Annotated in this window: 19 protein-coding genes and 1 pseudogene; 19 read left to right on the top strand and 1 reads right to left on the bottom strand. The window is 35.7% G+C overall.

The genetic code is table 11. The annotated features are described in order from the left end of the window. The 6 genes and pseudogenes from ABUA27_RS04130 to ABUA27_RS04105 all read left to right on the top strand — a co-directional run. Positions 1–762, top strand: a pseudogene (locus ABUA27_RS04130) (hypothetical protein); the annotation flags it as partial. Then, the gene (locus ABUA27_RS04125) at positions 746–970 is read left to right on the top strand and encodes a DUF4314 domain-containing protein (RefSeq protein WP_349820277.1); all 225 of its coding nucleotides are present in this window, start codon (positions 746–748) and stop codon (positions 968–970) included. The pseudogene ABUA27_RS04130 and the gene ABUA27_RS04125, both read left to right, overlap by 17 nt. After that, positions 927–1151 carry a DUF5049 domain-containing protein gene (locus ABUA27_RS04120; protein ID WP_502879946.1) on the top strand — a complete coding sequence of 75 codons (225 nt, stop codon included), beginning with the start codon at positions 927–929 and terminating at the stop codon, positions 1149–1151. Before ABUA27_RS04125 ends, ABUA27_RS04120 begins: the two co-directional genes overlap by 44 nt. A 101-nt stretch (positions 1152–1252) precedes the next feature. Then, positions 1253–1630, top strand: coding sequence for a DUF7698 family protein (locus ABUA27_RS04115; protein WP_349820276.1), 378 nt, complete (start codon positions 1253–1255; stop codon positions 1628–1630). Positions 1631–1633: 3 nt separating this feature from the next. Beyond that, on the top strand, positions 1634–1876 hold the full coding sequence (locus ABUA27_RS04110; RefSeq protein WP_349820275.1) for a DUF7678 domain-containing protein: 243 nt from the start codon (positions 1634–1636) through the stop codon (positions 1874–1876). A gap of 80 nt (positions 1877–1956) precedes the next feature. Next, positions 1957–3591: a terminase large subunit gene (locus tag ABUA27_RS04105; RefSeq protein ID WP_502879945.1), complete on the top strand. Its 1635-nt coding sequence runs from the start codon at positions 1957–1959 to the stop codon at positions 3589–3591. Here ABUA27_RS04105 and ABUA27_RS04100 read toward each other — a convergent pair. Continuing rightward, positions 3577–3816: a SymE family type I addiction module toxin gene (locus tag ABUA27_RS04100; RefSeq protein ID WP_349820274.1), complete on the bottom strand. Its 240-nt coding sequence runs from the start codon at positions 3814–3816 to the stop codon at positions 3577–3579. The two genes, ABUA27_RS04105 and ABUA27_RS04100, sit on opposite strands and share 15 nt — an antisense overlap. Before the next feature lie 42 nt (positions 3817–3858). Here ABUA27_RS04100 and ABUA27_RS04095 point away from each other — a divergent pair, with 42 nt between their 5' ends. From ABUA27_RS04095 to ABUA27_RS04035, 13 genes are all read left to right on the top strand, one after another. Next, positions 3859–5202 carry a phage portal protein gene (locus ABUA27_RS04095; RefSeq protein ID WP_349820273.1) on the top strand — a complete coding sequence of 448 codons (1344 nt, stop codon included), beginning with the start codon at positions 3859–3861 and terminating at the stop codon, positions 5200–5202. Further along, complete coding sequence (locus ABUA27_RS04090; RefSeq protein WP_349820272.1) at positions 5120–5911, top strand: head maturation protease, ClpP-related; 792 nt, start codon at positions 5120–5122, stop codon at positions 5909–5911. Before ABUA27_RS04095 ends, ABUA27_RS04090 begins: the two co-directional genes overlap by 83 nt. A gap of 13 nt (positions 5912–5924) precedes the next feature. Beyond that, entirely contained in the window at positions 5925–7097 is a 1173-nt protein-coding gene (locus ABUA27_RS04085; protein ID WP_320096637.1) for a phage major capsid protein, read from the top strand. A gap of 63 nt (positions 7098–7160) precedes the next feature. Further along, positions 7161–7433, top strand: coding sequence for a head-tail connector protein (locus ABUA27_RS04080; protein ID WP_502879944.1), 273 nt, complete (start codon positions 7161–7163; stop codon positions 7431–7433). Then, the gene (locus tag ABUA27_RS04075; protein ID WP_349820270.1) at positions 7433–7774 is read left to right on the top strand and encodes a phage head closure protein; all 342 of its coding nucleotides are present in this window, start codon (positions 7433–7435) and stop codon (positions 7772–7774) included. The genes ABUA27_RS04080 and ABUA27_RS04075 overlap by 1 nt, the downstream gene beginning before the upstream one ends. Then, positions 7764–8141: an HK97 gp10 family phage protein gene (locus ABUA27_RS04070; RefSeq protein ID WP_349820269.1), complete on the top strand. Its 378-nt coding sequence runs from the start codon at positions 7764–7766 to the stop codon at positions 8139–8141. The genes ABUA27_RS04075 and ABUA27_RS04070 overlap by 11 nt, the downstream gene beginning before the upstream one ends. Next, positions 8141–8458, top strand: coding sequence for a hypothetical protein (locus tag ABUA27_RS04065; RefSeq protein WP_349820268.1), 318 nt, complete (start codon positions 8141–8143; stop codon positions 8456–8458). Before ABUA27_RS04070 ends, ABUA27_RS04065 begins: the two co-directional genes overlap by 1 nt. 5 nt (positions 8459–8463) lie before the next feature. After that, positions 8464–9078 carry a major tail protein gene (locus ABUA27_RS04060; protein ID WP_349820267.1) on the top strand — a complete coding sequence of 205 codons (615 nt, stop codon included), beginning with the start codon at positions 8464–8466 and terminating at the stop codon, positions 9076–9078. Then, positions 9071–9445, top strand: a complete 375-nt coding sequence (locus ABUA27_RS04055; protein WP_349820266.1) for a hypothetical protein — start codon at positions 9071–9073, stop codon at positions 9443–9445. The genes ABUA27_RS04060 and ABUA27_RS04055 overlap by 8 nt, the downstream gene beginning before the upstream one ends. 242 nt (positions 9446–9687) lie before the next feature. After that, positions 9688–10326 carry a hypothetical protein gene (locus ABUA27_RS04050; RefSeq protein WP_349820265.1) on the top strand — a complete coding sequence of 213 codons (639 nt, stop codon included), beginning with the start codon at positions 9688–9690 and terminating at the stop codon, positions 10324–10326. A gap of 104 nt (positions 10327–10430) precedes the next feature. Next, positions 10431–13616, top strand: a complete 3186-nt coding sequence (locus tag ABUA27_RS04045) for a phage tail tape measure protein (RefSeq protein WP_349820264.1) — start codon at positions 10431–10433, stop codon at positions 13614–13616. After that, complete coding sequence (locus tag ABUA27_RS04040; protein ID WP_349820263.1) at positions 13613–14263, top strand: hypothetical protein; 651 nt, start codon at positions 13613–13615, stop codon at positions 14261–14263. Before ABUA27_RS04045 ends, ABUA27_RS04040 begins: the two co-directional genes overlap by 4 nt. Beyond that, the gene (locus ABUA27_RS04035; protein WP_349820262.1) at positions 14260–15951 is read left to right on the top strand and encodes a phage tail protein; all 1692 of its coding nucleotides are present in this window, start codon (positions 14260–14262) and stop codon (positions 15949–15951) included. The genes ABUA27_RS04040 and ABUA27_RS04035 overlap by 4 nt, the downstream gene beginning before the upstream one ends. The last annotated feature ends 5 nt before the right edge of the window (positions 15952–15956 follow it).

Below are 15956 nucleotides of genomic sequence, written 5' to 3'. Positions count from 1 at the left end.
AGTTTTGGTGGATTTGAGTTTGGTTATATATTTGTGTCCGCGCAACGAAGGCGCGGGGAAATGGAGGAAATCATGATTGTTAATTATCACGCAGTAGATCGTAAAGTATTAGTTAAAGCAATCTCAGACATTACAGGTGCTAAAGCAGTATATAAATATATGCCGACTTGTGCATACGAGATTGATTATTTCACGGTCACAAAAGAAGGTAACCTAGAATTTGATGACAGAGCTGATAGTGAAGAAGTTGAAAACTTGCTAGAGGAACTTGCACAAAGAGGCTTTATTTCAGAGTCCAATGAAGAAACTGCTGAAACAGAAAAAGACCCACACAGCGAAAATGTGGGGCTTACGGTTGCAGTTCCTAAGCATGAAGTGAATATCGATAAGTTGGATGCATTACTTGATGCGAAAGGATATTTAATTCAGAAGGCATTAGGACTTGAACATCTAGAATATGAGATAGGTGCTTATGAAGTGAGATTCCCTTGGTTTGAAGAAATCAATCCGGATGAGGCAATCTCCTACACCAAATTCATCGAGGCATTATGTAAAATGACGATGAAACAAAAACGAATCAATGCCACAGAAAAAGCAGTCACAAATAAAAAGTATGCATTTAGATGTTTCCTTTTACGATTAGGATTTATTGGTGATGAATTTAAGGCAGACAGAAAAGTTTTACTTAAAAACTTAAGTGGTTCTTCAGCATTTAAAGATGGTGCAAAAAAGGAGGTAAAAACAGATGAGATTTCCAAGTAAAGAAATTGTTGAGGGGGTAAGAAAACAGTATCCAACAGGAACAAGAGTTAAACTTACCAAGATGGATGACATCCAAGCACCACCGATTGGAACAAAAGGTACAGTTATTGGCGTTGATGATACGGCAAGCATTATGGTTGCCTGGGATAACGGATGTGGTTTGAATGTTGTTTATGGTGAAGACTCCTGTAGAAAGATTGAGGGTTAGAACTATGGATCAAAAGATAAAGGAGCAGATACTTCACATAAGAGATACGGGTCTTACAAATATGTTTGATATTTACATGGTTCAAAGACTGGCGTATGAAAATGACTTCTATGAATTAGTAAACTTCATCGAGGAAAATAAAGAAGAATATGTGCATTTTATCCTTTATGGAGATGACTAAAAATTATCAAAAAAAACACACTTTTTCTCGATATATAACTTGCTATTATGTGCTTTTAGAGTGATATATAGTGTAACAAAAGAAAGGCACAGGTGAACGAAATGAAGAAAATTAGAAGATTTGAAGAAGCAATGTCAAACCCTGAAAACAAAGGAAAAACATTTGATGAGCTTGGAATCAACCACACAACATTCAGAGCTTACAGAGATTGCATGGAAGTTGGAAACGAACTTATCGATTTCAACGATGTGATTTGGGAAAGAGACATTCCGGCAATTGCAGAAACCTTAAGAGTAGAAGAAATTAAGGAATTTACAATCAGCTCAACATTTTCAGGATTAATTGAAACCTTAGCAGAATTCGAAAAGTACGGTATCAAAATGAACGGACTTACAGAAGTTAATGCAAGATACACAGATTGGAGTACCGGAGAATACAAGAAGATTCCGGCAATCAAAATGATGATAAAGGAGGCATAAACAATGTGGAGCGAAGGAACAATTGGAATTCCAACTGAAAATGGAAAATACAAAAGCGTTAGATATTGGGTGAAACATTATGAAGAACCTAGCGAAGATTATGGAATTGAAGGTGGTAAGATTTCTAAGTTAACTCTTAGAATGGATGGAGAAGAAATCTTAAACTACGATAGAGGTTGGGATATCAAGCCAACTTGTAAAGAAGCAGAATACGCACTTGCAATTTTAATGAAGGAATACAACTAAAAACGAAAGCAATTAAAGATTGCCGAGTATGGAGCCAAAAGGCTCTGTATCTCGTATATGGAAATGGCGGTCACTTGTGGGTGGCTTTTTATTTTGCCTTGGAGGTGATTATTATTCGAAAACTAAAGAAATATGTACCGACAAAGTTTATGGCAGATACTTCTTACTACAGTAAAGACATGGCCGATTTTGCCGTCAGTTTTATTGAGCAGCTTTGTCATACAAAAGGAACATGGGCAGGAAAGAAATTTGAACTTATAGATTGGCAAGAACAAATTATTAGGGATCTATTCGGTGTTCTAAAACCGAATGGATATAGGCAGTTCAATACTGCGTATATTGAGATTCCAAAGAAACAAGGAAAATCAGAGCTTGCAGCTGCCGTAGCACTTCTTCTTTTATGTGGTGATGGAGAAGAACGAGCAGAAGTATACGGATGTGCAGCAGACAGAAACCAAGCAAAAATAGTATTTGATGTGGCAGTGGATATGGTGAAATTCTCTCCGGCTTTAATGAAACGAGTTAAGATACTTGAATCACAAAAGAAAATCATCTATAAGCCAACCAACAGTTCTTATCAAGTGCTATCCGCAGATGTAGCCAACAAGCATGGTTTTAATACTCATGGGGTTATTTTTGATGAACTTCATACTCAACCAAATCGAAAACTTTATGATGTAATGACTCAAGGAAGTGGTGACGCAAGAATGCAACCACTTTATTTTCTTATTACAACAGCCGGAAATGATACCAATTCTATCTGTTATGAGATACATCAAAAAGCACTCGATATTGCTGCAGGAAGAAAAATAGACCCTACATTTTATTCAGTAATTTATGGGGCTGATGAAACTGAGGATTGGACAGATCCAAAAGTGTGGAAGAAAGCAAATCCATCACTTGGAATTACAGTCGCAATGGAAAAAGTAAAAGCAGCTTGTGATAGTGCTAAGCAAAATCCGGGAGAAGAAAACTCCTTCAGACAGTTAAGGCTTAATCAATGGGTAAAACAATCTATTCGTTGGATGCCAATGGAAAAATGGGATATGTGCAAAGAAGTAATCAGAGAAGATGATTTGCTAGGTAGAGTTTGTTATGGAGGACTCGACTTATCATCCACAACAGATATTACTGCTTTTGTTTTAGTTTTCCCTCCAACTGACGAAGATGATAAATACATCATACTTCCATATTTCTGGGTTCCGGAAGATACCCTAGAACTTCGTGTTAGAAAAGACCATGTCCCTTATGATTTATGGGAGAAAAAAGGTTATCTGCAAACAACGGAAGGAAATGTAGTTCATTATGGTTTTATTGAAAAGTTTATTGAAAACTTGGGAGAAAAATTCAATATTCGTGAGATTGCATTCGATAGATGGGGTGCTGTTCAGATGGTTCAAAATCTAGAAGGAATGGGATTTACTGTTGTTCCATTCGGACAGGGTTTTAAAGATATGTCCCCACCTACTAAAGAATTAATGAAATTAGTTCTTGAGAGAAAAGTTGCTCATGATGGTCATCCTGTTCTTCGATGGAATATGGATAACATCTATATTCGAACAGATCCGGCCGGCAATATTAAAGCTGATAAAGAAAAATCCACAGAGAAAATTGATGGTGCAATCGCAACCATCATGGCACTCGATAGAGCCATTCGCTGTGGAAATGAAATATCTGAATCTGTTTATGATACTAGAGGTTTACTTGTTTTCTAATTTCTTGATTACAAGTTCTCCCTCTTTACATTCTACTGTAACTTTATCTCCTTGATGAAAGCCGTAGTCCCCTAGCCATTTGCCATTAATTCTAATGGCAGGAACTTCGCTTGAATCATGACCACTGACGGAAGATACAGTTAATTCTCTTATAGGTTTAATTTGACGTTTTCGTGGAGCCTTATCTTTTCCGCGAGTATTTTTAAGTGAATACGATGGATACATAAAACTTGTCCTTTCTTTTAAATTTTGTGATGGAGGAATGAAATGAATATTTTTTCAGGATTATTTAAAACTAGAGATGCACCTAAGAACAGAACTAGTGGTAGTGCATACTCGTTTTTTATGGGAGCGAGTACCGCTGGGAAAAATGTAAATGAAAGAAGTGCCATGCAGATGACTGCAGTTTATGCGTGTGTAAGAATTCTTTCAGAGGCGATAGCAGGTTTACCTCTTCATCTTTATCATTATAACGAGGATGGAGGTAAAGAAAAAGCAATAAACCATAATTTATATAAAATTATTCATGATGAGCCAAACCCGGAAATGACAAGCTTTGTGTTTCGAGAAACACTCATGACACACTTGCTTTTGTGGGGCAATGCTTATGCTCAAATTATCAGAAATGGTAAGGGCGAGATTATTGCACTCTACCCCTTAATGCCAAATCGAATGAAAGTCGATAGAGATGAGCATGGAACTCTTTACTATGAGTATATGGTAAGTCAAGATGATGCGCCTACAAATAAAGGTTCATCAGTAAAGCTATCACCTGATGAAGTAATGCATATACCAGGACTTGGATTTGATGGATTAGTAGGTTATTCTCCGATTGCAATGGCTAAAAATGCGATTGGTCTTGCCATTGCTGCAGAAGAGTATGGATCTAAGTTCTATGCAAATGGTGCAGCACCCTCCGGTGTTCTTGAACATCCGGGGACTTTAAAAGACCCATCGAAAGTAAGAGATAGTTGGTCGCAGACTTTTGGAGGAAGTTCAAATTCTCACAAGGTTGCTGTGCTCGAAGAAGGAATGAAGTATACACCGATTTCTATTTCTCCAAATGAGGCACAGTTTTTAGAAACAAGAAAATTTCAAATAGATGAGATTGCTCGAATTTTCAGAGTCCCACCTCATATGGTAGGTGACCTTGAAAAGTCGAGCTTTTCTAATATTGAGCAACAATCTCTTGAATTTGTTAAATACACCCTTGACCCTTGGGTTTCAAGGTGGGAGCAAAATATGTGTCGTTCTTTACTAAACGATAATGAGAAGAAAGAATATTTTATTAAATTTAATGTAGATGGATTACTTCGCGGCGATTATCAAAGCCGTATGAACGGATATGCCACAGCCAGACAGAATGGATGGATGTCAGCAAATGATATAAGAGAACTAGAAAATCTCGATAGAATCCCAACGGAACTTGGCGGTGATTTGTATCTCATTAATGGCAACATGACCAAACTTCAAGATGCCGGCATATTTGCAAATAATCCTAAAACATTAAATGGAGAGGAGGAAGGAAATGAAGAGCAAGAAGTTTTGGAACTTCAAGAATCGAAAGATTCAAAACCAAGAAAGCGAAGAAGTAACAGAGAGAATTCTTGAACTTTACGGCACGATAGCTGAAGAGTCATGGTTCGATGATGATGTTACTCCTAAACTTTTCAAGGAAGAGTTAAATTCTGGAAGTGGAGATATCACGGTTTGGATTAATTCACCCGGTGGTGATTGTGTAGCTGCTGCTCAAATCTACAATATGCTTACTGATTATAAAGGAAATGTAACAGTAAAAATTGATGGTATTGCAGCTAGTGCAGCATCGGTAATTGCGATGGCAGGGAATAAAGTGCTTATGTCACCAGTATCCATGATGATGATTCACAATCCTGCTACATTTGCATTTGGTGATCACGCTGAAATGCAAAAAACGATGGCAATGTTAGATGAAGTTAAAGAATCAATTATCAATGCCTATGTTATTAAAACGGGTTTATCTAGGTCAAAGTTAAGTCATTTGATGGATGCAGAAACTTGGATGAATGCAAACATGGCCATTGAACTTGGATTTGCTGATGACATGATTACAAAAAATGAACAAGAAAAAGAAAGCATTGAAGGTCTAAACAACATGACAGATTCAATGCTTTTTTCACGTACTGCTATCAGTAATACACTCCAAAACAAGTTAGAAAAACACTATGGAGTGTCAAATGAATATGTAACAAAACAGGCAGAAATCAAAGTTCCTAAAGTTAAAGGAACATCTGCTAGTGAACTCAAAGAACGTTTAAATTTCATGAAACGATTTATTTAAGGAGGAAAAAATCATGACTATTAAAGAACTTATTGAGAAAAGAGCAAAGGTATGGGAAACAGCAAAGAACTTTGTTGAAACCCATGAAAAAGAAGGTGTTTTATCTGAAGAGGATACAATGACCTATAACAAAATGGAAAAAGAAATCGAAGATTTGACCATGTCTATTGAACGTCAGCAACGTGCATTAGATAGAGATCATGAACTTAGCAAACCTATGAATTCTCCAATTACAGGAAAACCTTATGTGCCTGAAATGGACGATAAGAAAATGACAGGTGTGAAGTCAAAAGAATACAAAAACGCCATGCTTTCTGCTATGCGTTCTAATTTCCGCAATGTAAGTAACATCTTGCAAGAAGGTGTAGATGGCGATGGTGGTTATTTAGTACCTGAAGAATACGATAAGCGTTTGATTCAGGTGCTTGAAGGAGAAAACATCATGCGTGGTCTTGCGACAATCATCACTACTTCTGGTTTGCATAAGATTAATATTGCAGCTACAAAACCTGCAGCAGCTTGGATTGAAGAAGGCGGAGCACTTACTTTTGGTGATGCAACTTTCGACCAAATCAATCTTGATGCCTTTAAACTTCATGTAGCAATTAAAGTAACAGAAGAACTTTTATATGATAGTGCCTTTGGACTTGAAAACTACATCATCACTGAATTTGGTAAGGCGCTTGCCAATGCAGAAGAGGATTCTTTCCTTAATGGTGATGGTAAAGGAAAGCCTACAGGCATTTTCGCAGAAACCGGAGGTGGTCAAGTTGTTAGTACATTAACTGCAGCAATTAAGTCAGATGACCTTATTGATTTAGTATATGGACTTAAGAGACCTTATCGTAAAAATGCGTCTTTCATCATGAACGATGCTACACTTGCTTCACTTAGAAAGTTAAAGGATAACAATGGTGCGTATATTTGGCAACCATCATATAAAGAAGGAGAACCAGACAGGGTGCTTGGTTATGCAGTTCATACTTCTTCTTTTGCACCTGAAAATGCGATTGCTTTTGGTGATTACAGTTACTACAATATCGGTGATCGTGGTTCTCGCTCATTTGCAGAACTTAGAGAATTGTTTGCTGGTAATGGCATGATTGGTTATGTTGCAAAAGAAAGAGTCGATGGAAAGCTTGTACTTCCAGAAGCAGTTAAGATTTTGAAGTTGAAATCTGAATAATAATTTAAGGCAGTGTTGTTATGTGATGGCACTGCCTACATTTATTGAAATGAGGTGATGATAGTGATAGTTGATTTAGAAGAAATGAAAGGTTATCTAAGAGTTGATTTTAATGATGATGACTTATTAATCGAAGAATTTATTACTACAGGAGAAAACCTCTGTGCGGATATAGCAAGATTATCTGTAGATGAACTGTCTGATATTCCATCTTCTAAGATTGCGGTGATGTATGCAGTTGCTTACTTGTATGAACATAGAGAAGATGCTGACCATCATGCACTAACATTGTCACTTCGAAGCCTGCTTGAAGGAATACGAAGGAGTGAGTTTTGATGGATATTGCATTACTTAATGTTCGTATCACTTTTCAGAAAAATGAAGTAATAGTTGATGAAATCGGAAATCACAGAAATGTTTGGAATGATGTTTATTCTTGCTATGCAACTGTCAGTGGTGAGGGTGGTTCTGAAAAGTTTTCTGCGGGAGTTCTTGTAGAAGACTCAGATATTTCTTTTACCACTCGATATTGTAATATCCTATCAAACATGGAAACTACTAAAAATAGAATCATTTTTGATAATGAGATATATAACATCATTTCAATTGACCACATGAACTTTAAAAAGAAATCACTGAAATTTAAATGTGAGAAAGTGAGAAATGATGGCAACTAAGATTGATAACCTAGCCAAAGAAATTATGGATGGTTTAAAAGAATATGCAGATTTAGCAACTGACGATGTTAAAAAAGCAGTAAGGAAAGCCGGCAATTCAGTAAGAAGAGATATCTCTGAATCAGCTCCTAAGGATACAGGCAAATATTCTAAAAGTTGGACTGTTAAGAAGACCAAAGAAACATCTAATTCTCTTGAAGTGACTGTTCATTCCAAAAACAGATATCAACTTGCACATCTTTTGGAGCATGGTCATGCTAAACGAGGTGGCGGAAGAGTTGCTGCAAAACCACATATTGCGAAAGCAGAGGAGTCAGCAATTGAGGTTTTTGAAAAAGAAATCGATAAAGCACTCGGAGGTAGATGATGGAAGAAGTAGTTAAAATCTTAAAAGAGATAGGCATTCCTTTTGCTTATGATCACTTTGCAGAGGGAGAAAGTCCATCTCCACCTTTTATATGCTATTTAACACCGGGCACAGATAACTTTGCTGCTGACGGAATAGCATATTTAAAAGTAAATGAAATCAATATTGAACTTTATACCGATTTTAAGGACTTATCGGTAGAAAGAAAAGTGGAATCTGTGCTTGATAAGTTTGGTATTTACTACGAGAAACTTGAAACATGGATTGATAGTGAAAAGCTATTTGAAGTCCTATATTCATTTGAAATGGAGGCTTAAAATTTATGGGTAATAAAATTAAATATAACCTTAAAAATGTCCACGCTGCAAAACTTACAAAAGCAGAGGATGGAACATACACTTATGAAACACCAAAAGCAATTCCAGGTGCTGTTAGTATCAGTTTAGATGCCGAAGGGGATACTTCACCGTTTTATGCAGATGGAATTGTTTATTTTAGAAGTGTATCAAACAATGGATACAGTGGTGATCTTGAAATGGCACTTATTCCTGAATGGTTTAGAACTGAGATTTTAAAAGAAGAACTTGATAAGAATGGTGTACTTGTTGAGAATGCTACAGTAGCGGAAATGGAAAAATTCGCACTGCTATTTGAGTTTGATGGAGATGTTAGATGCATTCGTCATGTTTTATATAACTGTACGGCATCTCGTCCATCTATTGAATCTGAAACAAAGGAAGATACGATTGAGCCGGGAACAGAAACATTATCACTTACAGCAGATCCAAGAGAAGATGGTCTTGTAAAAAGTAGAACAGGTGATTCTACAAGTGAGTCTACTTACGCTGAGTGGTATAAATCAGTATATATCCCTCAAGCTCAAGAAGTCGTCCAAGCGTTAAGTAGGAAAGTAGCAGGAGGTGTTAAGGATGCTTAAGAAAACAATTAATGTTGGTGGTAAGGAAGTAGCATTTCGCTCATCTGCTACAATTCCTCGTCTTTATCGTGCTAAGTTCAAACGTGATATTTTTAAGGATTTAGCAAAACTTGAAAAATCATATGAGGGAGCACAGGCTGATGGAGAAGAATTCGCAATTGATGATTTAGAGATTTTTGAAAATGTGGCTTACATCATGGCTTATCATGCAGACCATACAATTCCTGCAGATATTGATGAATGGTTAGACCAGTTTGATATGTTCTCAATCTATGAGGTATTACCGGAAATTCTTGCACTTTGGGGTACAAATCTTATAACGGATATTGACTCTAAAAAAAACTTAAAAAAAGTAGCAGGGAGATGACAACACCGCTATTTCTCTTGCGAAGTTTAGAGATAGGCTTATCTATTCAAGATTTAGATTATTTAACCATTGGCATGGTTATGGACATTTGGACAGAGAAAGCTAATGACTCTGCTAAGTATGAAAATTTAGCTACGCAAGAGGATTTTGATAAGTTTTAATTACTAATGACTTTTCTGAAAATTTTAATTACAATTGTTGTTATAAGAAATAAAGACAAACAAAGTTTAGGAGGTTCATTAATGTTGTTAACTTACCATGATATATATCAATTTAATTTAGATTTATTTGATACAGTAACCACCAAATATGGGTATACTGATAAAGGTTGGAAAATATTTAAAGAGTATTATAAGGATCCTGATGGGTATGCGCTAGATTCGAGTGGATTTAAAGAAGTTGATCATATAATTTGTACTGTGGATGCATTAATATCAAAAAACAGAATTTATGAACACATAGGTTTTAATGATAATTTCATTGATGAATATATTATTAGCAGACAAACGCCAATTATGTTTTTTCCAAAAGAAAAAGGTGGAATCAATACATCTAGGTATTCAACTTTTGGAGACAGAATAGACTATTTTCTTTTCGATTTAAAACTGTATTGCAATGATGAAAAATGTAAAATGGAGTCAACCTATGAATTACCAAATACAAAATTATGGATTAATTCATTTAATAAGGACTTCAGTAAAATTATAGATTGGCTTGATATTAAAGGGGTATTTGTCACTGATAATTATGATGTGCTCGATTTAGAAAAGAATGATGGTTCTATAATTGAGGAACATAAGGATAACTATTCTAAAAAATGGACAGATTCTTACTATCAAACAGTTAAAAAGAAAATAGAAGATTTCAACAAAAACAAATAAAAATTAGATATATTTTTTAGCATCAATTTGAAAAGGTTGGTGCTTTTTCTATGCTCGGTTATACCGGGCTTTTTTTATGCAATTTTTTAAGGAGGTATCAGCCAATGGCAAACAGAATCAAAGGTATCACTGTTGAAATCGGTGGCGATACCACTAAACTTCAAACAGCTTTAAAGGGTGTAAATGGTCAGATTAAAAACACACAGTCTGCCCTTAGGGATGTAGAAAAACTTTTAAAGCTAGACCCTACAAATACAAACCTACTTACTCAAAAGCAAAAGTTATTAACACAGGCAATTTCAGATACAAAAGAAAAACTAGCTACCTTGAAAGTTTCAGCACAACAAGCAAATGAACAACTCCAAAAAGGAGAAATCAGTCAATCTCAATATGATGCACTTCAAAGAGAGATTGCCGAAACAGAGACAGAACTTAAAAAGCTAGAATCACAGGCCTCAAAGACAAATCAGACACTGACTAAAATCGGTGATGTGGGTACTAAGTTTGAAAATGCAGGAAACAGCATAACCAATGTTGGTAAAAAGGCATCTGTTGCTTCTGCTGCAGTAACGACTATGGGTGTATCATCTGTAAAAACAGCAGCGGACTTTGAATCTTCAATGAGCCAAGTACAGGCTACAATGGGTATTACCAAAGATTCCATGTCTGAAGTTGATGGTCAATCTGTTAATACGATGGATACACTAAATGACCTTGCTAAAACAATGGGTGCTAAAACAGCTTATTCTGCAAGCGAATGTGCAGAGGCTCTAAACTACTTAGCACTTGCCGGTTACGATACTCAACAGATGGTTGATGCGCTCCCTACTGTTTTAAATTTGGCAGCAGCCGGTAATATCGATTTAGCTAGTGCTTCTGATATGGTTACTGACGCAATGTCAGCTCTTGGTATGGAAGTATCTGATGCGGATAAGATGGTAGATCAGATGGCTAAAACTGCATCCACTACTAATACATCTGTCGGACAGTTAGGAGAAGGAATCCTTACTATCGGTGCAACTGCAAAAACAGTAAAAGGTGGCACTGCAGAATTAAATACAGCACTAGGCATCTTAGCTAATAATGGTATTAAAGGTGCTGAGGGAGGTACTCATCTAAGAAACGTAATTCTTTCACTTCAAAATCCAACAGATAAAGCAACTTCTCTAATGAAATCTCTTGGTGTGGAGGTTTATGACAGTGGGGGTAATATGCGTAGCCTAAATGATATTTTAGGTGATTTAAATAGGAGTATGGATGGAATGACGGCTGCTGAAAAATCAAATATCATCAGTCAGATTTTCAATAAAACAGACCTTGCATCAGTAAATGCTCTACTTTCAAACACCGGTGATACATGGAGTGATCTTCAAAAGAAAATAGAAAAAAGTGATGGTGCTGCACAGAAAATGGCAGACACTCAGCTTGATAACCTTCATGGTCAACTTACTATTTTAAAATCTGCAGTTGAGGGATTTGCGATTTCAATCGGTGAAACATTGATGCCGATGATAAAAAATATAGTTTCAAAGATTCAAGGTTTTGTAGATTGGCTAAATAACCTTGATGATGGAACAAGACAAGTGATAGTAAAGATAGGACTATTTGTTGCTGCTCTTGGTCCATTTCTTTTGATACTTGGAAGTGTGATTTCAAAAATCGGTGTAAGTATCCAGGCGTTTAGTAAGCTTGGACTTAAAATCAGTGAACTTGTAGCAAATGCTGGAGGTGTATCTGGTGTAATGACAAAGGTGGGTGTAGCAATTGGTGGAATATCTGCTCCTGTGATTGCTGTGGTAGCGATGATAGGAACATTGGTCGCTGCATTTATTCATCTTTGGAAAACGAATGAAGAATTTAGAGATAACATCATAGCTATATGGAATCGAATAAAAGAAATCTTTACTGGTTTTGCTCAAGGTATTACGGATAGATTAAATGCTTTAGGGTTTGATTTTGAAAACTTCAAAGAAATTGTATCCGCAATTTGGAATGGTTTATGTGAGTTTTTAGGACCAGTATTTGAAGGTGTATTTTCTCAGATTGCCAATGTATTAGAAGAAACTCTTGGAATTATTACCGGTATTTTGGATGTATTCATTGGTATTTTTACAGGCAATTGGACACAGGTCTGGGAAGGTGTAAAAGGAATATTTGGTTCTGTTTGGAACTTCATCAAGAATACTTTTACAACTTGTATGAATACAATTCGAGGTATTGCTGATGTTGTTCTAGGTTGGTTCGGTACTTCTTGGAATGAAATATGGATTGGGATTAAGGATTTCTTTATTGGCATTTGGACAGGTATTTCTACTTTCTTTGTAAACCTTTGGGAAGGAATAAAAAATACTGTACAAACTGCCATTATGTTTATTGGTTCAATCCTTCAAGGTGCATTTGATATCATCACATTACCATTTCGTTTCATTTGGGAGAATTGTAAAGAAATCGTCATCTCTGTGTGGGATACAATCAAATCTAAAGTAACCACAGCTATTGATGCAGTATCTAACACGATAACTACAGTTTTAAATAGCATAAAAATGGTGTTTACGACTATTTGGGAATCAATAAAAAATGTTGTTATTACCGTTCTTGATTTGATTAAATCCGTAATTACCACAGTATTTACTGCAATTCAGACTTTTGCTACTACTGTTTGGAATGGAATCAAAACAGCAATCATTACACCAATTAATGCTGTAAAAACAACAGTAACAACTGTATTTAATTCTGTGAAGTCAACGATGTCGAGTGTGTTTAATAGCATCAAAAGTACTGCAACATCAGTATGGAATGAGATAAAAACGGCAATTGTCACTCCGATTGAAAAAGCAAGAGATACGATTAAAGGAATCGTAGATAAAATCAAAGGGTTCTTCAGCAGTATGAAAATATCTCTTCCGCATATTAAGTTGCCACATTTCAAAGTTTCAGGAAAGCTATCTATTATGCCACCATCAGTTCCTAAGCTATCGATTGATTGGTACAAGGAAGGTGGTATCATGACAAGACCTACAGTCTTTGGAATGAATGGTTCTTCCCTTATGGCAGGAGGAGAAGCCGGTGCAGAGGCAATTCTTCCTCTTTCTGGTTTCTATAAACAGTTAGAGGCTATGATTTCAAGTCACCTTAATACAGGCGTGATGGAAAAGTATCTATCAATTATTGCAGATAACAGCAGTAAGGGAATTTATCTTGAAGATGGAACTTTGGTAGGTCATTTACTCCCTGCTCTTGATGAGGGACTTGGCAATAAACAAAAACTTACAAGGAGGCTTTCGTTATGATACCGGATATTTATATTAATGATATATCTGTGCTTAGTATGGGGTGGATTCGAGAAAAAATAGATTTTCCTATTCCAAAAGCACAAACAGAAACTGTCATTGTACCTGGTAGAAATTCTCCAATAAGATTTAATGAGGCTCTTGGTTCTGTATCATATGAACCGAGAGCTTTTACTATTACTTTATCTATGCTAGGAACTAGAAAAACTTTTGATGAAAAAGTGTTATTAATGGCAAATAAATTTAATGGTAAACTCTGTCGAATTAAAACCAGTGAAGAGCCGAATCTTTACTGCATTGGGACGTTGAACCTTAATTCATCTTATGACCCATTAATTTCTAAAGGACAGCTTGTAATTGAATGTATGGATGGTGATAGCTACCGATATCATGCAGAACTTACTGAAGAAATACAAACAGGAAATGGAACGATAAATCTTAAAAACGATTTTATGCCGGTAGTTCCAACTATTATTACTACATCGGAAACAGTTTTGAAATGGAAGATTGAAGAAGATAATTTCCATAAAACACTGAGTGCCGGTACTTGGGTAATGCCTGAATTTGAACTGCATTATGGAAGTAACTCTGTTTCTATTGAAACTACAGGAACAGTTAGTTTCTCCTATAGGGAGGGCTGTCTATGAGTGATTTTAAAGTATATGTTGATGGAAATATCTTTTATCATCCTAATTTATCAAGGCTTACGATACTAGAAGCACAGATAAAAGAAGATGCAGAAAATATCGACTCATTCACATTATCAGCACCATTTAATCATCCTTATTTAAATTTGGTTAAACCGATGTCATCGGTTATTACTTGTAAATATGGAAGTGAAACTATTTTTGAAGGGCGAGCACTTGATGATGGCAGTGATTTTCATAATACACATACTTGGGTTTGTGAATGTGCTCTTTCATATTTAAAAGATTCAATACAGCCTCCTTTTGAATATAAAGGAACGCTCAAAGGATTACTCGAATATTTTATTTCTATTCATAATGAAAAAGTGGAAGAGAAAAAGAAATTCACTGTTGGAGTTGTAACTGTAGAAGATAACAACGATTATGTTTCATATTCAAATTCTGAGTTTTCAGTAACCCTTGATGCAATTAAAAAGAAACTGATTGATACTCATGGTGGATATCTAAAAGTTCGTTATACCGAAAATGGTAAATTTTTAGATTACCTTGATGATTTTAAAATAAAGTCATTACAAAAAGTAGAATATGGAAAAAATCTGCTTGATGTAGAAATAGCAAGAGATCATATGCAACGAGTCAGTGCTTTGATTCCGCTTGGTGCAAGAAAGAAAATCATCGATGAAGAAGGAGTGGAAACTGAATCGAATGAGAGAGTTGATATTACAGGAGTCAACGAAGGTAAAAACTATATTTATGACGAAGATACAGTAAATGAAATCGGATGGATTTGGGCATCGGAAGTTTGGGAGAATGTAACAGTTCCAGGTAATCTTTTAAGTAAAGCTAGGACTAGACTTTCTAATTTAATTCAAGGAATTACTAGCATTAAGCTAACTATTGTGGACGAATCAGAAACGGGAGTTAATATTGGAAGTATCCATGCAGGAATGTATGTTGAGTGTGTTTCAAAGCCACATGGAATTGATGGAACTTATCTTTGTTTATCAAGAACTAGAGATTATTTAAAACCATCCGGTAATACAATCACCATTGGTGCAAGTGGTGTAACTCTTTCCGATATTAGTGTAAAAAATGATAAAAACCTATCTGCTCTTGAAGATGAATTTCTCTCTAAAACTGAAAAATTGGATTCAATTAACGATAAGCTGACTGAGTTTGATGGAACAGTTCAAGATGTAGGTGCTTTGAAAGAACAAGTCCATAATTGTTTTTCTGAGATAACCAAGACTTCTAATCAGATATTAAGTATTGTGCATGATACCTACATTGATAAGACAGAACTTGAGAGTATTCAAAAAGATTTCCAAACAAGTATCACTCAAAACAGCACAGAAATCAGAATGGATTTTACTGCTGTTACTGATGAGATTAAAAACAATGTGGCAACAAACCAACAGTTGCTAGAAGAGTATATTCGCTTTAAGGGCGCGTTAATTGAATTAGGAAAGATTGGAAATGCCTTTACTGCAGAACTTTCCAATGAAGAACTTGCCTTTAAAGAAAATGGACAGAAAATCGCATTTATTTCAAACAACAGTTTAGTTATTACTAATGCAGAAATTAGAAATAAATTATCTTTAGGAAATGAAACGAGAGGATGGTTTGACTTTATTCCAAGAACATCAGGGAATCTCTCTGTAGTATGGAGAAATCCGGAAACTAGATAGGAGGA

Source organism: Catenibacterium sp. RTP21428st1_D7_RTP21428_210409 (assembly GCF_040227455.1).
In the GTDB taxonomy this organism is placed as follows: domain Bacteria; phylum Bacillota_I; class Bacilli_A; order Erysipelotrichales; family Coprobacillaceae; genus Catenibacterium; species Catenibacterium mitsuoka_A.
This window is presented reverse-complemented; position numbering and strand designations above follow the sequence as displayed.